Origin of the sequence: Nocardia sp. CY15 (assembly GCF_009829295.1) — a bacterium.
Classification (GTDB): domain Bacteria; phylum Actinomycetota; class Actinomycetes; order Mycobacteriales; family Mycobacteriaceae; genus Nocardia; species Nocardia sputi.
The window spans coordinates 36,104-61,251 of record NZ_VUOT01000014.1; the positions used below are offsets into that span (position 1 = coordinate 36,104).

Below are 25,148 nucleotides of genomic sequence, written 5' to 3' on the forward strand. Positions count from 1 at the left end.
TCAGGCCGAATCGGCGTTCGAGAACCGTTCGAGGATCGGGCCGATGACAGCCAGGGCGTGCGGGTGAGTCAATTCGAGATGACGTGCGTCGACGACCGTGTTGTGCAGGTCACCGGTGATGAAGGGCCGCCACGTCCGCACGACGGCGTCGTGGTCCGCGCGGTCCTTGCCCGCGGTGAAGAAGACCAGGTCGCCGTCGAAAACCTCCGGTCGGTACTCCTGGGCGATGCCGGCCGCGGTCTGGAAACTCTCCATCACCCGGTCGACCTGTTCGGCGGTGAACATTCCGCTGGCGGTCACCTGATCGCGGATCACCGCCCATGCCCGCTCGTGGGTGTCCGCTGTCACCTCGGCGCCGAGATCGAACAGCTCTCGCCAGCCACCGAGCAGATCGGCCATCAGCTCACCCGGCGCGGGCTGGTCCGCGGTGGTGCTCATCGACGCGGCCAGCGCCTCCGAGTCGCCGACTGCACTGTCCATCATGGCCAGCATGCCGACGCGCTGTCCCGCTCGCTGGAGCCGGACCGCCACGGCGTGCGCGATCGCACCGCCCAACGACCATCCGAGCAAGTGATACGGTCCGCTCGGCTGCACTCGGCGAATCTCGGCCACATAGCGTTCGGCGAGTTCATCGACGGAATGCGCACCCGGTTCGCCCGCTACGACATGGGGATCCTGCAAGCCGTACAACGGCCGGTCCCTGTGCAGATGTTCGACCACTCCGCCGTAGAACCACGCCAGCCCGCCCGCGGGGTGCACCGCGAAGATCGCCGGCTTCGCGCCGTGCGCACGCAGCGGCAGCAACACTTGCAGCCCGGAGGCTCCTGCCGCGCCGTCGGCCCTGGCCGCCAGCGCTTTCGGCGTCGCGTCGTCGAACATCCACGGCAACTGGATCGTCACACCGCGCGTGCGCAACTCGGTGACCACCATCGTCGCCAGCAGCGAGTTGCCGCCGAGATCGAAGAACCCGTCCGAAACACCGACCCGCCCGACGCCCAGGACCAGCGCGTAGACCTCGCTGATCACCTTCTCGGTGTGGGTCCGCGGCGCGACGAACGTCTCCGTCGACTCCTCGAACGCGGGAGCGGGCAGTGCTTTCCGGTCGAGCTTTCCGTTGACCGTGAGCGGCAGTGCGGGCAGCACCATGATCGCCGCGGGCACCATGTAACCGGTCAGCACCTCCGCTGCGGTCTCGCGGACCTCGGCCGGGTCGATCCGCTCGCCGTCGATGCCGACGACGTAGCCGATCAGCTGATCCACACCGCGATCGTGCCGGTGCACCGTGACGGCGGCCTGAGTGACGAGCGGATGCCTCAGCAGGGCCGACTCCACCTCGCCCAGCTCGATGCGGAACCCGCGCAACTGCACCTGCGCGTCGGCCCGGCCCGCGTACACCAACTCCAGCCCGCCGGCGGACTTCCGCCACCGGCCCACGTCCCCGGATCGGTAGAGCCGGGCGCCGTCGGGATCGAACGGGTCGGCCACGAATCGTCCCGCCGTCAGGGCGGGCGCGCCCAGATAACCCCGCGCGAGCTGGCCACCGGAGACGTAGATCTCCCCGGCCACACCGATCGGCGCCGGACGCAGGCGGTCGTCGAGGACGTATACCCGCAACCCGGGAAGCGGCGAACCGATCCCCGCCGAGCCGGCGTGGGTGACCTCGGAGAACGTCACGTGAACGGTCGTCTCGGTGATGCCGTACATGTTGATCAGCCGCGGCGTTCCCGGCGCATGCGCCGCGAACCAGTCGCCCAACCGGGACGCATCCAGCGCCTCGCCACCGAAGACGACATAGCGCAGCGCGAGATCACCTGCCGGACAACCGGCTTCGCGATACCGGCGCTCCGCCTCGGCGAATCCGTAGAACGCCGACGGTGTCTGGCTCAACACCGTCACGCGCTCCCGGGCGACGACGTCCACGAACGCCTCCGGCGACCGGGACGTGTCGTAGTCGACCACGACGACCTTGCCGCCGGACAGCAACGCGCCCCAGATCTCCCACACCGCGAAATCGAATGCGTACGAATGGAACATCGTCCACACGTCGTCGGGTCCCACGTCGAACCGCTCGGCCGCGTTGGCGAACAAAGTGACCGCTTCCCGATGGCTGACCGTCACACCCTTCGGGCGGCCGGTCGATCCCGACGTGTAGATCACGTAGGCGACGTTGCCCGGCCGCACACCCGATACCGCGGCCGGCACGGCCGCGCTGTCGTTCCGGCAATCCTCGACCAGCAGTACCGGCGCGGCGCATTCCGGCACTGCCGCGGACAGGTCCGCCGACGTCAGCACCGCGGCCGGGCGAGCGTCGTCGAGCATGAATCGCAGTCGCTCCGGCGGATACGCGACGTCCAGCGGCAGATATCCCGCCCCCGCGCGCACGACGCCGAGCAGGCCGACTACCAGGTCGGCCGTGCGCGGCAATGCCACGGCCACCAGTGTTTCCGGACCCACGCCCTGCTCGGCCAGCCGAGCCGCCACCACGGCGGCGCGCCGATCGAGTTCGGCGTAGGTCAGCTGTGACGCACCGTCGGTCACCGCGACCGTGTCCGGCCGCGCCACGGCCTGGGCGGCGAACAACTCCGCGAGGGTCGTGTCAGCCACCGCGACCCCGGCGTCACCGGCCGCGTCGAGCAGTTCGCGACGCTGCGCCGGGTCCACGAGGTCGATGTCGCCGACCGCGACCGCCGGGTTCGCGGTCACCTCTTCCAGGATCCGCACGTAGGCCTGCGCGAACCGGGTCATCGTCGCCTCGACGAACAGATCGGTGGCATAGGTCAGCCGTCCCCGGATGCCGTCCGGATGCCCTTGGTCACCGGACCGCTCCACCAGGTTCAGGTTCAAGTCGGCCTGCGCCGGTTCGAAACCGTTCTCGACCGGCTCGACGGTGAGCCCGGGCAGCTCCAAGGCGGCCTTGCTCAGGTTCTGGACATCGAGCGTCACCTGATACAGCGGCAGATGCGCGGTGGAACGCGGCGGATTCAGCGCCTCCACCACTTGTTCGAAGGGCACGTCGGCATGCGCGAACGCGGCCAGATCCGTCTCGCGGGTCGCGGCGAGCAGATCGGCGAACGACTCCCGCGGCGACACCTGCGTCCGCAGGACGAGCGTGTTGACGAACATGCCGATCAGATCGTCGAGTTCGCGTTCCCCTCGGCCCGCCACCGGCGTGCCCACCGCGATATCGGTGACACCGGCCAGCCGCGACAGCAGGGCGGTCAGCGCGGCGTGCATGACCATGAAGACCGTCGCGTTCGCCGCCCGCGCGACCGCACCGATTCGTTCCTGCAACGACGCGGAGATCTCGAAATCGACCGTCCGGCCGCGCATGGACGCCACCGGCGGCCGCGGCAGGTCGGTGGGCAACTCGAGCAGCTCGGGCAGGCCGCAGAGCGTGTCCTTCCAGAACCGCAACTGCTGTGCCATGACCGAGCCGGGGTCGCGCTCGTCACCGAGGACGTCCCGTTGCCACAGGGTGTAGTCCGCGTACTGCACCGCGAGAGCGGGCCACAACGGTGGCGTCCCGTGCTTGCTCGCCTGGTAGGCCACCGCCACGTCCCGCGCGAGCGGCAGCATGGACTGTCCGTCGGCGCAGATGTGGTGCACGGCGATGACCAGCACGTGCTCGTGCTCGTCGAGCCGGAACAACTCCATGCGCAGCGGGGGCGCCTGTGTCACGTCGAAGCTCGCCGAGACCGTGGCGAGCACCCGCTCCATCAGCCGCTCCGCCTCGACCGTGACCGCGGTCAGCGTCGCCGGGACCGCCTCGGCGGGAACGGTGACCTGATGAGGCGTTCCGTCGGTGGTCGGGAACTTGGTCCGCAGTGATTCGTGCCGCTCGATGACCAGCTCGCACGCGCGCCGCAACGCACAGATGTCCAGTTCGCCCTTCAGCCGGATCACCAGCGGGATGTTGTAGGCACCGACGGAGGTGTCGAGCTGATTGAGGAACCACATCCGCTGCTGTGCCAGCGACAGCGGAACCAGTGTGGGACGGGTGCGCGGTACCAGCGGCAGCCGGTCGGTCCGCTCGGAGGTGGCCACACGGGCGGCGAGCTGCGCGACGGTCGGCGCTTCGAACAGGTCACGGACGCCGAGGCCGACTCCGAGCGCCGTGCCCAACTGGGCGGTCACGCGCGTCGCCGACAGCGAATTGCCGCCGAGGTCGAAGAAACTGTCGGTGGCACCGACGCGGTCGATGTCCAGCACGTTGCCGAACACTTCCGCCACCTGCCGTTCGGTTTCCGTGCGCGGGGCGACCCAGGCTCGCGCCGCCGAGAATTCCGGCGCGGGAAGCGCCATGCGGTCCAGCTTCCCGGTCCTGGTGAGCGGGAACTCCGCGAGCACCACGCACGCGTCGGGCACCATGTGCGCGGGCAACCGCAGCCGCGCGGCGGCCCTGATCTCCTCCGGATCCAAGTCCTCGGAACCGACGAGGTAGCCCACGAGCCGGCCGATACCGCGCTCATCCTTCCGCAGCACGACAACGGCGTGTTCCACACCGGGTTGTCCGGCCAGGACGGCTTCGATCTCCCCGAGTTCGATGCGCTGACCGCGGATCTTGACTTGGAAGTCGCTGCGACCGAGGTATTCCAAGGTGTGTTCCGGTGTCCAGCGGGCCAAGTCGCCGGTGCGGTACATACGCGACCCCGCCGCACCGAACGGATTCGCGACGAATGCGCCCGATGTCGCCACCGGCCGGTTCACGTATCCGCGGGCCAGTTGCACGCCCGCCAGATACAACTCACCGGCCACCCCGACCGGCACCGGCCGCAACCACGCGTCCAGCACTACGGCCTCGACGCCACTGATCGGCCCACCGATCGTGACGGTTTCACCCGGATTCAGCGGAGCACTGATTCCGGCCAGAATCGTCGTCTCGGTCGGGCCGTACCCGTTCAGCAGTCGACGGCCCGGCGACCACACTGTGACGATCTCCGGTGTCACCGCCTCGCCACCGGCCACCAGCACCCGCAGCGAATCCAACCCCTCCGGCGACATCGTCGCCAGCACGCTCGGGGTCATGAACGAGTGCGATACCCGCTGTGCCCGAATGAATTCCGCCAGCTCGGGACCACCGAACACATCCGGTGGCGGCACCAGCAATACCGCCCCGTTGGTGTGGGCCAACAGAATCTCGAGCACCACGACGTCGAAACCCGGAGCGGAGGCGTTCAGCACGCGCGATCGGCTGTCCGCGCCGAATCGGACACGTTGCACGGCCGCGAAATTCGCCAGGCCCTCGTGGGTGACCGCAACGCCCTTCGGCGTCCCGGTCGAGCCCGAGGTGTATAAGACGTAGGCCGCGTCGCGAACATCCGGCGTCCGCAGCCGGTCGCTGTCCGTCACCGCCTCCGCCGACCGGCCCGCGATCGCCTCGCGGGTCGCCGGATCGTCGAGCACCAGCCGCCGGACGGGATCCGGGACCAGCTCCCGCGACGCCGCGACCGTGACCGCGACCCGCACCTGGGAATCGGCGAGCATGTTTCCCACGCGGTCGGCCGGATTCCGCGGATCGACGGGCAGGAACGCGGCGCCCGTCTTGGCCACGGCCCAGATGCCGACCACGAATTCCACCGACCGCGCCATCGCCAACGCCACCTGATCGCCGGGGCCGACGCCCCAGTCGATCAGGGCGCGGGCGACGCGATTCGACCAGGCGTCCAGCTCGGCGTACGACATCGTCCGCGCACGCGAGACGACCGCTGCCGCATCGGGATTCGTCGCCGCACCGGCGGCCAACAACTCCGCCAGCACACAGGCCGACCGCGCCTGCCCGCCCGTGGCAGGCACCAGGGCGCGGCGCTCTGCCGCGGACAACAGGTCGACCGCGCCCAACAGCGCCCGCGGTTCGGCCGGGATGGCGCGCAGCACCGTTTCCAGACGGGCGGCGAGAGCGGCGGCCGTCCGGTCGTCGACACGGGCCTGCTGGTAGCGGATCCTGACGTGCAACCGGTCGTCCTGGTGGGCCTGAACGGTGATCGGGTAGTGCGCGGCGTCGCTGCCGTCCGCCGCGATCACTCGCATGCCGTCGATGTCCGCCTCGCCCAGACCGCTGCTGTCGACCGGGTAGGACTCGAAGACGACCAGCGTGTCGAACAGCTGGGCAGCGTCCACGGCCGACAGGATCCGGGACAGCTCGACGTCGTGGTGATCGAGCAGACGGGTGTTGTCCGCCTGCAACCGCTGCAGCGCCTCCTCGATGGTTGATGCCCGCGGGACGTGCACGGCGACCGGAATCGTGTTGATGAACAGGCCGATCATCGACTCCACGCCCGGCAGTTCGGCTGGCCGTCCCGAGACCGTGCCACCGAACACCACGCGCTCGACGCCGAGCAGGTTCCCCAGCACCACGCCCCAGGCGAACTGCACGATCGTCGCCATGGTCACCGCTCGAGCGCGGGCATACTCCACCAGCTCGGCGGTGACTGCGCGATCGAGCACGACGGCCGAGTCGACCGGGATGCCGACCGTCGTGTGCGTCCGCGCGTCGGCGACCACCGTGGGTTCGGTGAAATCGCCCAAGACCTCCCGCCACACTTGGATTCCGGCGGACGGTTCGCGCCGATCCAGCCATTCCAAGTAGCCGCGGTAGGACGCCACCGCGGGCAACAGCTCCGCGCGCGCGCCCACGGCGTACAGGCCGATCAGCTCGCGCCACAGCAACGGCAACGACCAGCCGTCCAGCAGCAGGTGGTGGGCCGTCAGCACCAGCCGGAACTCCTGCGGCGCCACGGCGATGAGCAGGAACCGCAGCAGCGGCGGATCGGCGGGATCGAACGGTACCGCCCGCTCGGCCGCGATCAGTTCCTCCGGTGTCGTCGTGCCGTCCCGCAGGTCGACCCGCCGCCAGCGCGCGACCGAAGCGGCCGGGATCACCTGCGCCGGAATGCCGTCCGCCGTCCGGACGAAGGCCGCTCGCAGGTTGGGATGACGCTCGAGCAGGGCGGCCGCGGCACGCTCGAGCCGATGCTCATCGATCACGCCGGCGAGGGTGAGTGTCGATTGCGCGGTGTAGACGTCGAGATCACCCGCCGCGAGCTCGGCGTGGAACAGCAACCCGGCTTGCAACGGCGCCAACGACCAGACATCGGCGAGGGATCCGTAGCGGCCGGCGAAGGCGTCCAGGTCGGTCTGGGTGACCTCGACGAGCGGAACGTCGGCCGGGGAGAAGCCCCAATCCTCCTCCGCACGGGCCGCCGCGGTGATCTCGGTGAGCGCGTCGACCCATTCGTCGACGAGTTCGGCTACGTCGTCGTGTTCGAGCAGCCTGGAGGCGTAGCCGACGTGTGCTGTCAGACGCGGTCCGGCCGGGGTGTCCACGATGTTCACATCGATCGTGACGGCCGCCGCCGCGGGCATGTCCGGATCGAACGCCGACCGCCGGTCGAACGTCTCGTCGGTCGGGATCCACGCGAGATCCGACAGCGTCGTGAGATCGACGCCGACCCGGCCGAGATTGTTGAAACCGATCTGCGGCTCCGGCAGTGCCGCGAGCCGCGCGGACGTGTCCGTGTGCAGGTAGCGCAACAGGCCGTAGCCGATTCCCTTGTCCGGAATGCGGCGCAGCTGATCTTTCACGGATTTCACCGCGGCACGCGGATCCCGCGCTTCGACCCCGCTCAGGTCGAGCGCCACCGGATAGGTGTTGGTGAACCACCCCACCGTGCGTGAGACATCCGCGCCCTCGGCGATCTGCTCGGCGCGTCCATGGCCCTCCAGCAGTACTTTCAAGCCCGCGTGCGCGACTCCACGCCGGTGGCGCCAGCGTGTCGTCGCCACGGCCAGGCCGGCCAGCAACGCGTCGTCGACGTTGCCGTGCACGGCCCTCGGGACCGCGTCCAGCAAGGCCGAGGTGGTCTCCACCGGGAGGGTCACCGTCAGATGCCGGACCGTCGAGTGCGTGTCGAGGGCGGGATCCAGCACCGCACTGCCCAGCAGCGGATCGGGGGCCGCGGCCATCCGGTGCCACAGCTCGAATTCCTCGGCGCGGCCCGCGGCGGCGTCGGCGACCGCGTGCGCCCAGCGTCGCATGGAGGTGCCCTGCGCGGGCAACTCCACCGCTCGTCCTTGCGTGACCTGCTGCCAGGCGGTCGCGAAGTCCGGGATGAGGATCCGCCACGACACACCGTCGACCGCCAGGTGATGGATGACGACGAGGGCGCGCGCTTCGGCGTCGACGCCCGGCTCGGGCAGCAGGCACACGACCTGCACCATCCGGCCGGCAGCCGGGTCGAGGCGGTCGGAGGCCTCGGCGAGCGCCGCTTCGGCCACCGCGGTGAAACCTTCGCTGCCCGGAACCCGGTCGGCACCGAAGGTGTGAGTAAGCACCGAGCCTTCTGCGTCGGCGGCGCTTGCCGGTGGCACCTCCAACCGCTGGTCGCACAGCCTCGCGCGCAGCATGTCGTGCTGTTCGAGCACGGCCCGCACCGTCGCGGTCACGTCGCCGACTCGCGCGTCACGCGGCAAGCGCACCAGCATCGACTGCGCGAACCGCGGGGCGGCGCCGAGGCGCTCGGTGAACCAGGAAACGACGGGCGTGAACGGGATCTCGCCCACGCCGCCACCCGGCAGCTCCGAAAGCGAGACCCGTTCGGCGGCCGCGGCGACCCGAGCCAGGCCGCGGACGGTTTTGTGCTCGAAGATGTCGCGCGCCGTCACGATGACGCCCGCCGACTTCAAACGGGAAGCCAACTGGATGGACAGGATGGAATCGCCGCCGAGAGCGAAGAACGACGTGGTGACACCGACCGACGCGATGCCGAGGACGTCGGCGAAGGCGACCGCGATGGTGCGCTCCAGATCGGTCGACGCCGCCACCGCGTCGTCTCCGGCGGCTCGGAAGAATGGTTCCGGCAGCGCTTTGCGATCCACCTTGCCGGTCGAGGTGATCGGCATGCGGTCGAGCACGGTCAGCGCCGACGGCACCATGTGCGCGGGCAGTACCGACGCGACGTGGTCGAGCACGGTGGCCGGATCCACGATCGTTCCGGTCTCGGTGACGATGTACGCGGCGAGCAGCGGCTGCCCGCCGGGGCCGGTGCGGCTCACGGTGACCGCGGCCGCCACCCGCGGGTGGGTGAGCAGCGCGGCGTCGATCTCACCGAGTTCGATGCGCTGACCGCGAATCTTGACCTGGAAGTCGCTGCGGCCGACGTATTCCAGAGTGTGCTGCGCGGTCCACCGGACGATGTCACCGGTGCGGTACATCCGTGCACCCGGCTCACCGTGCGGATCGGCGACGAACGCACCGGCCGTGGCCGTGCGCCGGTTGAGGTATCCGCGCGCCAGTTGTGCGCCCGAAAGGTACAGCTCCCCCGCCACTCCCACCGGCACCGGACGCAATCGCGCGTCGAGCACCAACGCCTGCGCGCCACGAATCGGGCCGCCGATCGCGATCGGATCGCCCGGCCGCACCGGGTCGCTCATCGTGATCACGATCGTCGTCTCGGTCGGGCCGTAGATGTTGTGCAGTCGCCGTCCGGGCGCCCAGGTGGCGATCAACTCCGCGGGCACCATCTCACCGCCTACGGCGAGCATCCGCAGCGATTCCAGACCGGCCGGTGACATGGTCGCCAGCACACTCGGCGTCAGGAACGCATGCGACACCTGATGCGTCCGGATCAGCTCCGCCAGATCGGGTCCGCCGAACACCTCCGGCGGTGACACGACCAACGACGCACCGGCCGCGTGTGCCATCAACGCTTCGAGCAGCACCGCGTCGAACGCGGGCGCCGCCACTTGCAACACTCGGGACGTGCTGTCGACCCGGTAGCGTTCCCGCTGCTCGGCCGCGAAGCTCGCCAGCCCGGCATGGGTGACCACGACACCCTTCGGGGTGCCCGTCGACCCGGACGTGTAGATCAGGTACGCGGCATCCTGGAGCCGCAGTGCGCGTCCGCGGTCGGCATCCGTCACCGGCTGATCGGACTGTGCCGCGATCTCATTCGCTGTGTGGGGATCGTCGAGCAACAGCCAGCGCACAACGTCCGGCAAGGACGTGCGTGCCGACGCGAGCGTGAGCCCGATCTCGACACCGGAATCGTGCACCATGTGCGCGATTCGCTCGACCGGGTAGCGCAGATCCACCGGGACGAATGTGGCGCCGGTCTTCGCGATGGCCCACATGGCGACGTGATAGTCGACCGACCGTGGCACGGCCAGCGCGATGAACACGCCCGGCCCCGCGCCTCGTGTGATCAGCCGGCGGGCGAGCTGGTTGGCCCTGCGATCGAGCTCCCGGTAGGTGAGCGTGCCGGTGTCCCCGATCAGGGCCACCGCCGCCGGGTCGGTGGCCACGGCCGCGTCCAGCACATCCGGAAGCAAGCAAGGCCGTGCGGCCTCGCCGCCCCGCGCGGGCACCAATCGTTCGGTGTCGGCGGCGCTCAACAGGCCGATGCGGCCGATCGGACGGGCCGGATCACAGGTGACCGCTTCCAGCACGCGGACGAACCTCTCGGCGAGTGAACGCGCTGTCGACTCGACGAAGAGATCGGTGGCATAGATGATCTCGCCGTCGATCCCGGCGGCTTGGTCGCCGTCGCGGCGTTCGGTCACCAGCACGGTGAGGTCGGCCTTGGCCTGCGCGATACCGGGATCGAGGACTTCGACACCGATGCCGGGCAGCTCGAACCGGGCAGCCCGGGTGTTCTGCAACCCGAACATCACCTGGAACAGCGGCGAGTACGCCGTGGAACGCGGACGGCCGATGACCTCGACCAGCCGCTCGTAGGGCAGATCGGCGTGGGCGAGCGCTTCCAGGTCGACATCGCGCACGTGGGCCAGCAGTTCCCGGAACGACCGGTCGTCCTCGATGCGCGTCCGCAGCACCACCGTGTTGACGAACATGCCGACCAGATCGTCCAGTTCCGGCCTGCCGCGACCGGCGACGGGGGTGCCGACCGAGATGTCGTCGCTGTGCGCGGTGCGCGCCAGCAGGATCGCCAAGGCCGCGTGCAGGACGACGAACACGGTGACGCCCTCGCGGTGGGCCAGCCGCACGATGTCGTCGTGCAGCCGCGCGGGCAGCTCGAACCGGATGTTGCCGCCGTCCATCGAAACGGTCGCGGGACGCGGGCGGTCGGTCGGCAGGGCCAGCAGCTCCGGAGCGCCGTCGAGCGCGTCGGTCCAGTACTCGATCTGACGCGCGATCAGCGACGTCGGTTCGTCCTCGGAGCCGAGCATCTCCCGCTGCCACAGCGCGTAGTCGGCGTACTGGATCTCCAACGGCTGCCATTGCGGCGCATGGCCGCTCACCCGCGCCCCGTACGCGGCGAAGACGTCGCGGGCGAGCGGAGCCATCGATGCGCCGTCGGCCGCGATGTGATGGACCACCACCACCAGGACGTGCTCCTCGGAGGCGGTGCGATACAGCCGCGCCCGCACGGGCACCGCGTCGGCGATGTCGAAGCCCGCCTCCACGGCATCCCGGATCCGGTCGCCCAGTTCCGTCTCTCCGGAGACCGGCTCCGGTTCGAACGTCACATCGGCGGCGATGGACGCGACGTCCCGCACCACCTGGCAGGGGTCGCCCTCGATGAGCGGAAACACCGTCCGCAAGGGCTCGTGCCTGGTCACCACGTCGAGGAATGCGGCCCGCAGCGCATCGATGTCCAGCGGGCCGGTCAAGCAGGCCGCGAAGCAGATGTTGTAGGCCGCCGAGCCGGTGTCGATCTGGTTGAGGAACCAGATCCGCCGTTGCGCCGCCGCCAACGGGATGACCCCGTGGCGTCGCCGTGCCGTCAGCGGCGCCACGGTGGACCCGGTGCGCGTCGAAATACGTTGGGCGAGTGCGGCGATCGTCGGAGCGTCGAAAACGTCCTTGATGCCGACGTCGACACCGACGGCTGCCTGGGCACGCGCCGCGAGCTGGGCAGCCGACAGCGAGTTCACACCGATTTCGAAGACGTTGGCCGTCACGCTCACGCGGTCGGCCCCGGTGAGTTCGGCGACCAGGCGAGCCAGCACGGCCTCGGCCTCGGTGCGCGGCGATACGAAGGTTTCCCCGGTGTCGAACACCGGTTGAGGCAGCGCCGAACGGTCGAGCTTGCCGTTCGCGGTGAGCGGCATCGCATCGAGCACCTGCACACCGTCCGGAACCAGGTAGGAGGGCAGGGTGCGCGTCAGTTGTTCGCGAATCGCGCGCCCGTCGAGCACCGCGCCCGGCACCGGCGTCACGTATCCGACGATGCGCTCGGTCGTCACGATGGCCACCGCACGCGCCACCTGCGGCACCGCACGCAGCGCGGCTTCGATGTCACCGGGCTCCACCCGCTGACCGCGCACCTTCACCTGGAAGTCGCTGCGGCCCAGGTACTCCAGCTCCCCCGTCTTCCGCCACCGGACCAGGTCACCGGTCCGATACAGCCGCTCCCCCGCCACACCGAACGGGTTCGCGACGAAGGCGCGGCAGGTGAGGTCGGCGCGCGCGTGGTACCCGCGCGCCAATTGGATGCCGGAGACGTACAGTTCGCCGACGACCCCGACCGGCACCGGCCGCAGCCGCGAATCCAGCACGTAGACCTTCATGCCTGCCGCGGGCGCTCCGATCGGCACCGTCGTGGCGGTCGTCGCGTGCGGTGCGCACCGCGCAGACGTGACCACCTCCGCCTCCGCGGGCCCGTACCAGTTCACCAGCTCGGCTCCCGCGAAGACCTGCGCCGCGTCGTCGACGGTGCGTTGCGCCAGCGCCTCACCCGCGACGAAGACCCTCCGGATCGAAGGCAGTCGTGCCGCGCCCACGGATTCGAGCAGGACATCGAGCATCGACGGGACGAAGTGCACGGTGGTGATCCGGCGCCGGGCGATGACGTCTGCCAGGTAAGCGGGGTCGCGATGTCCGTCCGGTTCGGCGACGACGATATGCGCACCGGTCTGCAACGGCCAGAACAACTCCCACACGGCGATGTCGAACGTGATCGGCGTCTTGTGGAGCACCGCGTCGGAGGTGTCGTGCGGCCACTGCCGCTGCGCCCACGCCAACTGGCTCACGGTGGCGGCATGGGTCAGGGCCACCCCCTTGGGAACGCCGGTGGACCCGGAGGTGAACAGGACGTAGGCGAGGTGGTTGGGCCGCAGCGGCATGCGCCGCTGGGCATCCGTGACCCGGGCCGCGGACAGGTTCGTCACGTCCAGCCGGTCGAGGGGCACGCACTCGAATCCGCTCGGCAGATCCGCGCTGTCGGCCGCGGTCGTGAGCACCACCAGCGGACGGGCCGCGTCCAGCACGTGCGCGATACGCGCGCTCGGATGGTCGGGGTCGATCGGCAGGAACGCGGCGCCCGCCTTGACCACCGCGTAGACAGCGGTGACGAGTTCGGCCGACCGACGGACGGCCACCGCCACAATCGTTTCCGGCCCGGCGCCGCGCGCGATGAGCCATCGGGCGAGGCGGTTGACACGGGCGTCGAAGTCCCGGTAAGTCCACGCGGTGCCATCCGAGAGCCGAATCGCCGTACTGTCCGGGGTGCGCGCGACCTGTTCGTCGAACATGTCGACGAGCGTCCGGCCCGGTGCGGCGGAGCCACCGGTGTCGTTCCACCGTTCCAGCACCTCGGACCGCTCCGCCGCGCCGAAAAGCTCGATCTCGCCGACGGTGCACTCGGCGTCGCGGGCCGCGGCGTCGAGGACACGGACGAATCGGTCGGCGAAGCACCGTGCCGTGTCCTCGTCGAAGAGGTCCGTGGCGTAGGTCAGGCGCAGGGTCATGCCGGTCGGCTCGTTGTGCGTGCCGTGGCCTTCGCTCATCATGAGCAACAGGTCGTAGATCGCCGCGCTGTCGCCCGGGTCCACGTTCTCCACGGTGAGCCCCGGAAGCTCGACGCGAGCTCGAGTCATGTTCTGGTAGGCCAGCAGCACCTGGAACAACGGTGTGTGGGCGGTGGATCGCACCGGGTTGAGCGCGTCCACCAGTTGTTCGAACGGCACGGTGGCATGGTCGAAGGCCTCGATATCGGTGCGCCGCACCTCCTCCAGCAGGCCGGCGAAGGTCTGATCGAGCGTGATCCGGGTGCGCATCACCAAGGTGTTGACGAACATGCCGACGAGGTTGTCCAGCGACCGGTCGCCACGGCCCGCGTGCGGCACCCCGACGGTGACATCGGCACTGCCGGAGAGCCTGGACAGCAGCACCGCCAGCGCCGTGTGCACCACCATGAACGTGGTGGCTCCGGCTCGCCGCGCCAGCGACTCCACCCGCCCCTGCAGTTCGCCGGGGATGGCGACGTGCAGCACCGCGCCGCGCTGGGACTGTTCGAGCGGCCTGGGCCGGTCGGTCGGCAATTCCAGCAGATCCGGCACCCCCGCGAGCTGCTGTCGCCAGTAGGCGATGTCGCGGGCCACATAGGAGTCCGGGTCATCCGCCGAACCGAGCACCGCGCGCTGCCACAGGGCGTAGTCGGCGAATTGCACCGGCAGCGGCGCCCAGGCCGGTGCGGCACCGCCCGAACGGGCCCGATACGCCACCACCAGGTCGGCGGCGAGCGGAGCCACCGAGAAGCCGTCACAACTGATGTGGTGGGCAGCCAGCGCGATCGTCCACGCCGCGTCCGACAACTGGTACAGCGCGACGCGCAGCGGCACGGCCTTCGCCACGTCGAATCCGATACCGCAGAATTCGGCCAGCCGGTGCGGCAGTTCCCGCTCGCCGACCGCCTGCGGGGTGAGATCGCAGGTGGCCAAGACGTCCTCGGTGTCGAGCACGACCTGGGTGGGTGTGCCGTCGACGGCCGGATACATGGTGCGCAAACTCTCGTGCCGCTCCACGACATCGCCGACAGCGGCCGCCAAGGCGGCCGGATCGAGCGCGCCGTCCAGCCGGATCGCCAGCGGCACGACATATCCGGGTGCGGCGGGATCGAACTGGTTGAGGAACCACATCCGTGTCTGCGCGTGCGACAGCGGGATCCGGTCCGGCCGCGGGACCCGGGTGGGCGCGGGAAGGCTCGGAACCGCGCGCAACCGGGCGACACGCTCGGCCAAGCCGGCCACGGTCGGGGCCTCGAAGATCGCTCGGACCGGGATCGTCACGTCGACGACGTCACCGATGCGGCTCAGCGCGCGAGTCGCGACGAGGGAGTTGCCGCCCAGCTCGAAGAAATTGTCGTCCGCGCCGATCTCGGGCCGGTCGAAGAGTTCGGCGAAGACCGTGGCGATCGCCTGTTCGACCAGGCCCTGCGGCGAACGGAACTCGGCCACCTGGGCACTCGGGTCCGGCTCGGGCAACGCCCGGTAGTCCACCTTGCCGTTCGCATTGAGCGGCACGGAGTCGATCCGGGTCACCGACGAGGGCACCATGTAGGCGGGCAGCCGGTCCGACAGGAAGCTCCGCACCTGCCTGACGTCGAGCGTCGCGTCCGCGACGACATACGCGACCAACCGCTGCTCGCCCCCGTCGGCGCGTACCTGCGCGACGGCCGCGTGCACCTGCTCGTGCGCGATCAGCGCGGCTTCGATGTCGCCGAGCTCGATGCGCAGGCCGCGCACTTTCACCTGGGTGTCGGCGCGGCCGACATAGCGCAGCTCGCCGGCTTCGTCCCAGCGAACGAGGTCGCCGGTGCGGTAGAGCCGAGCCCCGCCCCCGGCGCCGAAGGGATCCGCGACGAACGTCGCCGCGGTCAGGCCGGGTCGTTCGTGATATCCGCGAGCCAGCTGTACGCCACCCAGGTACAACTCACCGGTCACGCCGACCGGAACGGGATGCAGCCGGGAGTCCAGCACATGAACGGTGACGTTCGCTTCCGGAACGCCGATCGGCACGGCCACGCCCTCGACAGTGTCGATCCGATGGGCCGTGACACTGACCGCGGCCTCCGTCGGGCCGTACAGGTTGTCGATGCGCGCATCGCTGAAATCCCGGAAACGCCGAACGGTTTCGGTCGGAAGCGCCTCGCCGATGCACAGCACACGGCGCAGCGCCGGGAAACGACGCGAAGTAGCGACCTCGAGGAACGCCGACAGCAGTGACGGCACGAAATCCACCGTCGTCACCCGATGTTCGGCCATCAGCCGAGCGACTTCGTGCGGGTCGCCGTGGGCATCAGGGCCTGCGACGACCACTGCCGCGCCACAGGTCAGCGCCGAGAACAGCTCCCAGACCGACAGGTCGAATGTCACCGGCGTCCGCAACAGCATGACGTCGTCGCCGTCGAGCCGGTAGTGATCGTGCATCCAGCGCAGCTGGTTCACCACCGCGGCGTGCGGGACCGCCACGCCCTTGGGCACACCCGTCGAGCCGGAGGTGTAGATGACATAGGCCAGATCCTCCGGGCGCAGTGGCCGGGTCCGGTCCGCGTCGGTCACCGCGGAGGAGTCCTCGTGCTCGGCTTCGAGCTCCGCGTGCGCCCACACCGGCACGTCACCGGGCAAGCTCGCCTGGTCGTCGGGCCGGGTCAGGACCGCAACCGGACGTGCGGCGGAGAGGACGGCGCGCACGCGGTCGACCGGGTGATCCGGATCCAGCGGCAGGTAGGCCGCGCCCGCGGCATGAACGGCGTACAGCGTGGCCAGCAGATCGACCGAGCGCCGCATCGCCACCGCCACGACGGTCCCCGGGCCGACGCCGCGGCGGATCAGCGCGCGGGCCAGCGAATTCACCCGCGCGCCGAAGTCCCGGTAATCGAGACGGGCGCCGCTCACGTCGTCGAGCACCGCCGTATGCTCCGGCGTGGCCGCCACTTGCGCGGCGAACAGATCCGCGATCGTCACCGCGGGCAGCGGTGTCGCCACCCCGGCCGACCGCATCCGGAGCCGGCTCGACTCCTGCGCGGTCAGCAGATCGATGTCGCCGATGGGGCGGGTGGGATCGAGGACGATCGCGCGCAGCAACAGCAGGTAGCGCTCGAACATCGCGGTGACCGTCGCCTCGTCGAACAGATCCGTGGCGTAACCGAATTCCACTGCCATGTCGCCCGGTTCGCCGACCGGTTCCAAGGCGTCGACCAGATTCAGGTGCAGGTCGTACTTCGCCACGCTCGGGTCGGCCATCTGGGCCGACACCGTCAGGCCCTCGAATTCCACCGTGGGGATCTCGATGTTCTGGAACGAGAAACCCACCTGCGTCAGCGGCGCGTGCGCCGTCGAGCGGGGCGGATTCAGCACCTCGACGAGACGCTCGAACGGGATGTCGGCGTTCTCGAAGGCGGCCAGGTCGGTGGCCCGGACCTGATCCAGGATCCGGACGAAGGACGCGCCGGGCTCGATGTACGTCCGCAACACCAGCGTGTTGACGAACATGCCGACCAGGCCGTCGAGTCCCGGCTCGCCACGACCGGCGATCGGTGTGCCCACCGCGATGTCCCCGGTACCGGACAGCCGTGCCAGCAGCGCCGCGTATGCCGCGTGCATCACCATGAAGACCGTCGCGTCGTGGCGGCGGGCCAGCGAGACCACCTCACGGTGGAGATCCGCGGGCAGCGTCGCCGAGACCGTCCCCCCGTGGAAGGACTGCTTGGCAGGCCGCGCACGGTCGGTGGGCAGATCGAGAACTTCCGGCAGATCGGCGAGAGCCGCGAGCCAGTATCGGGTCTGGGCGACGGTCGGGCTGTGCGGGTCGTCCTCCGTGCCGAGCAGTTTTCGTTGCCACAGCGCGTAATCCGCATACTGCACGGGCAACGGCGCCCACTGCGGCGGCTGGCGCCGGACACGGGCTTTGTACGCGGTCATCAGGTCCGCTGCCAGCGGCGCGAGCGAGGACCCGTCGAAGCTGATGTGGTGGACGACGAGCACCAGGGAGTGCTCGTCGGGCGCGCTGCGCAACAGCGCCACCCGGAACGGAACCTCGGTGGTGACGTCGAAGCCCACCGTCACCTCCGCGACGACACGCGCCTCGACCTCGCCTGCCGCGACCGTCACCGGTGCCAGCGGCGGCAGCGCCGCCTCGACGGGGACGATCACCTGATGCGGTCCGCTGTCACTGTCCGGATAGACGGTCCGCAGCGCCTCGTGCCGCGCGAGCACATCCGCGATCGCCGCGTGCATCGCCGCCACGTCGAGGTCGCCCGACATCCGCACGACCAGCGGGATGTTGTACACCGGCGAGCTCGTGTCGAATTGATTGAGGAACCACATGCGGGCCTGGGCGGGTGACAACGGGATCCGGTCCGGACGCTCCTGCGGTACCAGGGACTCCCGCGTCGCCGCGTCCGCGCTGCGCAGGCGCTCCGCCAGCGCGCCGATGGTCGGCGTCTCGAAGATCGCGCGCAAGGGAACCTCGACGCCGAACGCGCCGCTGAGCTGCGCTGCCGCGCGGGTGGCCGACAGCGAGTTGCCGCCGAGATCGAAGAAGCTGTCCAGCACGCCGACGCGTTCGATGCCCAGCACGCCCGCGCAGATGTCGGCGACGATCTGCTCGGTCGCGTTGCGCGGTGCGACGAATTCCACGGCGGGGGCGAACTCGGGTTCCGGCAGCGCGGCGCGGTCGACCTTGCCCACCGACGACAGCGGGAGGGTGTCGAGCACCATGGTCGTGTCCGGCACCATGTGCGAGGGCAGGCGTTGGGCCGCGTACTTCGTCAGCTCCGCGGTATCGACGGCGCCGTCGGCGGGCACCACGTACGCCGCCAGTCGTGTTCCGCCGTCGGTGGGCACGCCTACCACGACCGCGGCCGCGACCGCCGGGTGTCCGGCGAGAACGGCTTCGATTTCGCCGAGTTCGATGCGCTGGCCACGAATCTTGACCTGGAAGTCGGTGCGCCCCAGATATTCCAAAGTGTGCTCGGTGGTCCAGCGCGCGAGGTCACCGGTGCCGTACATCCGGGTACCCGCGGGGCCGTACGGGTTGGCGACGAAAGTGGCGGCCGTGGACGCGGGCCGATTGAGGTATCCGCGCGAGAGCTGCACACCTGAGACGTACAGCTGTCCGGTCACCCCGACGGGGACGGGCCGCAACCGGTCGTCCAATACCACCGCGTCGATGCCGCGGATCGGGCCGCCGATGGTGACCGGGTCGCCGACGCACAACGGATCGCTGATCGCGACCATGATCGTGGTCTCGGTCGGTCCGTATCCGTTGTGCAGGCGCCGTCCCGGCGCCCACACCGCGACCGTCTCGGCCGGCACCGCTTCGCCGCCGGCCACCAGCACCTCCAGCGAATCGAGCCCGGCGGGCGACATCGTCGCCAGCACGCTCGGGGTCACGAACGCGTGCGACACCTCGTGCGCGCGAATCAACTCCGCCAGCTGCGCGCCGGCGAACACCTCCGGCGGTGACACGACCAGCACCGCACCGTTCGCGTGGGCCATCAGCAGTTCCAGCATGACCGCGTCGAAACCCGGGGCCGCCACCTGCAACACCCGTGACCTGCGGTCGACGCGATACCGTTCGCGCTGTTCGATCGCGAAATTCGCCAGGCCCTCGTGGGTGACCGCCACGCCCTTCGGCTTGCCGGTGGAGCCCGACGTGTAGAGCACGTAGGCCGCGTCGGCCACGCGGCAAGCGCGCACGCGGTCCGCGTCGGTCACCGCGGCCGGTGACTGTGCCGCGATGAACGCTTCGGTGCCCGGATGGTCGAGCACCAGCTGCCGCACGTGCCCGGGAAGCAGAGCGCACGAAGTCTCGACCGTGAGCGCGACCTCCACCTCCGCGTCCGCGACCATGTGCGCGACCCGCTCGCTGGGATAGCGCGGGTCGATCGGCACGAACGCGGCGCCCGCCCGCGCCACCGCCCACACACCGACGACGAACTCCACCGACCGCCCCATAGCCAGTGCGACCTGATCCCCCGGCCCCACACCCCATTCGATCAGCACCCGCGCGACGCGGTTGGACCACTCGTCCAACTCCCCGTACGAGAGCACCCGATCCCCCGACACCACGGCGGGCGTGCCGCGATCGCCGACCAGCAGGACGTCGGCCAGAACCCGGGGCGTCTCGGCACGACCGCCGGAGGCCGGGACCAAACCCAGTCGCTCGACGCCGGACAACAGATCCACGTCACCGACCCGCGCCCGCGGATTCGACACGAACGCGTCGAGAACCCGGTTCAGCCGCTCGGCGAGCTCGTCGACGGTCTCCCGGTCGAACAGGTCGGTCGCGTAGTTGATCCGCATTGCGACATCCCCACCCGCTGCGGTGTTCTCGGCGACGGTGACGATGATGTCCACCTTCGCCGGTTCGGGCCCCGGATCCAGGAGTTCGACGGTGAGCTCGGACAACTCCAAGCTCGCCCGGTCCATGTTCTCGAAAGCGAGATACACCTGGCACAGCGGCGCGTACGCCATGGACCGTTTCGGATGCAGTTCGTCCACGACGCGCTCGTAGGGCACGTCGCTGTTGGCGAAGGCATCGACATCGATGTCCTTGACACGGGCCAGGAACTCGGTGAACGACTCCTCGGAGGACACCTCGGTGCGCAGCGGCACGGTGTTGACGAACATGCCGATGAGTGGCTCGAGCGCGCGTTCGCCGCGTCCGGCGACCGGCGTGCCGATGGTGATGTCCGCCGAACCCGACAACCGGGCCAGCAGCACGGCCAGCGCGGCGTGGACGACCATGAACGTGGTGACGTTGGCCGCGCGCGCCAGACGTTCGATCCCGGCGAAGGTCTCGGCCGGGATCACGGTGTCGGCGACGTCGCCGAGCATGGATCGGCGGGCTGGACGCGGTCGGTCCGCGGGCAGTTCCAGCACCGGCGGCATCCCCGCCAATTGCCGCGACCAATACCGCAATTGATGGGCGGACCGAGAATCCGGATCGTCCGGGTCGCCGAGCAGGCTGCGATGCCAGATGCTGTAGTCGGCGTACTGGACGATCAAAGGCTCCCAGTCCGGGATCTTGCCCTCCGCCCGTGCCTCGTAGGCGACGGCGACGTCGGCCGCGAGCGGCCGGAGGGAGGAGCCGTCGCAGCAGATGTGGTGCAGGACGACGACGAGGACATGCCGCCTGCGGTCGGCCGTCGCGAGCAGCGCCACCCGGATCGGCGCGCGTTCGCGAAGATCCGTCCCGACCGATGCCAGCTCGCGAATCCGATGGTCGATGTCGTCCGGATCGGTCGGCTGCGGGGTCAGGTCGAGACCGGCGACGACCTCGTCGGCCGACAGGACGACTTGTGTTCCTTCCCCGTCGACGGCGGGGTAGACGGTGCGCAGCGATTCGTGCCGGTCGATCACGTCGGTCAGCGCGGCACGCAGCGCCGCGGCGTTGAGCCGCCCGGTCAGCTGCACGATCAGCGGGATGTTGTAGGCCGCGGACGTCGGGTCGGTCTGGTTGACCAGCCACATCCGATTCTGCGCGGGTGCCAGCGGGATGGGCTCCGGTCTGGCCGCCGCCCGCAGCACGGGCCTGGCGGAGCGGCGAGCGTCCTCGAGATGAGCGGCGAGTTCGGCGACGGTCTGTTTGACGAACAGGTCACGGACCGACACGTCGCAACGAGTCACTTCCGCGATGCGCACCGCCGCGCTGGTCGCGGTGATCGAGTTGCCGCCGAGTTCGAAGAAGCTGTCCAGCACGCCCACCCGGTCCGTGCCGAGGACCTCCGCGAAGACGTCCGCGATCGATTCCTCGACGACGGTGCGTGGCGCGACGTACGCGGCGGCCGAATCGAACACCGGCTCGGGCAGTGCCCGGTAGTCGACCTTGCCGTTCACCGTCAACGGCACCGCGTCGATCACGACGATGCTCGACGGCACCATGTATTCCGGCAGCAGCCCACCGACGTGCGTGCGCAGGTCGTCCGCCTCGCAGGCGGCGCCCACGGCGGGTACGACATAGCCGACGAGCCGGGCCGCCTCCGTGCCGGGCAGATGCACGACCACGACCGCCGCGGCGACGCTGCTGTGGCCGAGCAGGGCGTTGCGGATCTCGTCCAGCTCGATTCGGAATCCGCGCAACTGCACCTGCTGATCGGCACGGCCGCGGTATTCCAGTTCGTCTTCGTGATTCCAGCGCGCGACGTCGCCACTCCGGTACAGGCGCTCGCCGGGCTGCCCGAACGGATTCGCGACGAAACGTCCCGCGCTCAGCGCCGGTCGGTCGAGATAGCCGCGCGCGAGTTGCGTGCCCGCTACGTAGATCTCGCCCCAGGCGCCGAGCGGGCACGGACGCAACCGCTCGTCGAGGACATACGTGCGCAAGCCCGGCAGGGCCGGACCCACGGTGCTCGGTGCGCCCGGAACGGCGATGTCCGGGGTGAGGCCGGTGTAGGTGACGAAGACGGTGGTCTCGGTGATCCCGTAACTGTTGGCCAGCACAGGCAGATTCGGATTGTGTTCGTACCAGTCGGCCAGGGCGGCCGGATCGAGAGCTTCGCCCGAAAGGATGACCAACCGCAGCGACAACTCGCCTTCGGGCTCCCCGGCGTGCGCGTACCGCTGACGCGCGGCCGCGAACTGGTAGAACGCCGAGGGCGTCTGGCTGAAGACCGTGACCTTCTCCCGCGCCGCGAGACGCACGACGTCATCGGGCGAGCGAGAGGTGAGGCTGTCCACGACGACGACCCGGCCTCCGGTGACCAGGGGCCCGAAGATCTCCCACACCGAGTAGTCGAAGGCGAAGGAATGGAACAACGTCCAGACGTCGTCGGCCCGGATACCGATCTCGGCGCACGAGTTCACCAGGTAGGTGGACACGGCCCGGTGGGTGATCGTGACGCCCTTGGGCCGGCCGGTCGATCCGGAGGTGTAGATGACGTAGGCGAGGTGGTCGGGACGCAGCGGACCGGTCCGTTCGGCATCGGTGATCGGGTCCGTGGCCCGCTCCGCGGCGAGAACGTCATCGTACAGCACGACGCGGCCGGGGTCACCCGGCACCTGCTCGCGCATGCCCGGCTTCGTCACCACGGCGATCGGGTTCGCGTCGCCCAGCACGTATTCCAGCCGCTCGGCCGGGTGGGCGGTGTCCAGCGGAAGGTACCCGGCGCCCGATTTCAGCACGCCGAGCGCGGCGACGATCAGATCGGCGTCGCGTGGCATCGCGATGGCCACCAGTGATTCCGGTCCCGCGCCGAGCGCGATGAGCCTGCGGGCGAACCGGTTGGAACGTTCGTCGAGTTCGCGGTAGGTGAGGGTGGTGTCGTCCGAGGTGACGGCCGGCGCGGACGGGGTAGCCGCAGCCTGCCGGGCCAGCAGATCCACCAGTGTCGCGGAGGGGGATCGGCCGTCGTGGCCCGCGAGCTCCTCCACGATGCGCAGTTCCTCGGCGGGCCCGACGAGCTGGATGTCGCCGATGCGGGTGTCCAGGGGCGACTCCATCATCCGGTGCAGGAAATCGACGAACCGATCCGCGTGCGATTCGAGTTCGCCCTGCCGGTAGAGGTTGGCGTTACCGTGCAACTCGATGAGCAGCGGCGCGTCCGCCCCCGAGCGGTACAGGTTCAACTGCAGATCGTCCAGCGCGCCGGAGGTCAGCGCGCGGTAGCGGCCCGCGGCCGAGCCGAGGCGGATCTCCGAGTCGAAGAACAGGATGTTCACGATCGGTCCGAAGGAGTTCGCCGACGCGTCGAGCGCGGCGGAGTCGCGGCGCAGATCCTCGAACCGGTACAACTGGTGACGCATCGCCGAGACGAGCTCGGACACCGAGGCGCGTACCAGCTCCTCCACGGTGGTCGAGTGCCGCACGGCGAAGCGAATCGGCACCATGTTCGCCAGCATCGCGGCGGCGTTGCGCAGGCGCTTGGTCACTCGCGCCGTCACCGGCATCGACAGAGCGACGTCGTCGGTGCCGGTCATCCGGGCGAGGAACGCGGCGAACGCGGCGATCACCACCTGCGCGGCGGACGCGTTCACCTCCTCGGCGAAGCGATCGAGCCGGTCGGACAGGTGCGCGGGCAGCTGCAGCCCGGCCACGCGGTCCAATTTGCCTGCCCGGGCAGTGCGGCCGGACAGGCTCACCGGCGTCGGAAGATCGGAAACCTTGTTCAGCCAGTAGGCCTTGTCCGTCTCGTACCGCCTGCTGGCACGATAGGCCTGCTCCGCTTCGACGATCTCGCGCAGGCTAGCCGCGTCCAGTCGCGTCGGCGGCCTGCCCTCCAGCAGGGCGTTGTAATGCTCGGCCATCCGGGTCAGCATGTTGAAGGCGCCGTACCCATCGATCACCAGATGGTGTGCGCGGCCGTACCAGAAGTAGTGGTTTTCGCCGACCCGGATCAGCCTGGTCGCGGTGAGCCGGTCGCGGCTGAGGTCGACCACCTTGGTGTTGTAGTCGCGACGCATCCATTCCATCGCCGCCGCGACCGGATCCTCCGCATCGCTGAAATCCAGCAGCGGCTCGTCGTGGATGATGCCGCGGTCGACGTACTGGTACGGGCGGCCGTCGGATTCGACCACGCGCACGAGAAGGGACTCGGTTTCGTGCCCGGCGGCGTTCACGGCCCGGTTGAACACGTCGAGGTCCACCGGGCCCTCGATCTCGACGTACTGTGCGATGTTGACAGCCGGTCCGCCGGGCATGTGGTCCGCGAGCCACATGCCGTACTGCGCACTCGAGAGCGGAATCAGCCCCAGATCGCCGTCGGCGGTTCCGTCTGACTTCAGATTCATCGCATGACCCCTCATTCATACCCGGACGCGTCGCAGCACGGCGGAAGGGCGTCGGCCCACCGCATCCGAAATCTGGCTTTTATATGCACTTCGTCTACTCCGAGGCGGCGCTGCCCCTGCTCTTCGCCGCGCCGGTCAGGTACCGCATGTAGCTGGTTCCGTCAGCGCCAGGTATCCGAATCGGATCCGTGCGTGACATCAACGACGCCTTCCACACCTCCCGTTTGTCGGCATTTCCAGTAGTTCAGAATCTGAAAACAGAACTTTTGAATCTGGGGTGAAGCATCGACACTCAGGCGGAACAAGCTATCTGACAGCAGTCCGGGTCAGTCTAGTGGCATCAAAGCTCTCGACTCCGCACGGAAGCCGGGCGTTTCCAATCTCGTTTCGAGCGATGTGGCCGCGGCACGCCTCGCCGCGATGCGATCACCACGCGCACGCATCAACTGCGAAGCACCTGATACCCGGGGGTGCATCCGATGATGAACACCCGCGATCGGGCATGGTACATGCCGGATGGGGACCGCGATCAAGTCGGGACAGTCACCGCCACCGAAGAGAAGGACAGCGGAACCCACAGCCCATCCTTGTGCGGCCACAGCGAAAATAAGTGCATTTTAACTGCTCGCAGCAATATATGGGCAACTATTCATTTCTGCGCCCAAGCGGATATCTGC

1 protein-coding gene is annotated in these 25,148 nt (G+C 69.4%); it reads right to left on the bottom strand.

The features are described 5' to 3' along the window. Complete coding sequence (locus tag GVY39_RS17730) at nt 1-24,471, bottom strand: non-ribosomal peptide synthase/polyketide synthase (protein WP_159925814.1); 24,471 nt, start codon at nt 24,469-24,471, stop codon at nt 1-3. Between the last annotated feature and the right edge of the window lie 677 nt (nt 24,472-25,148).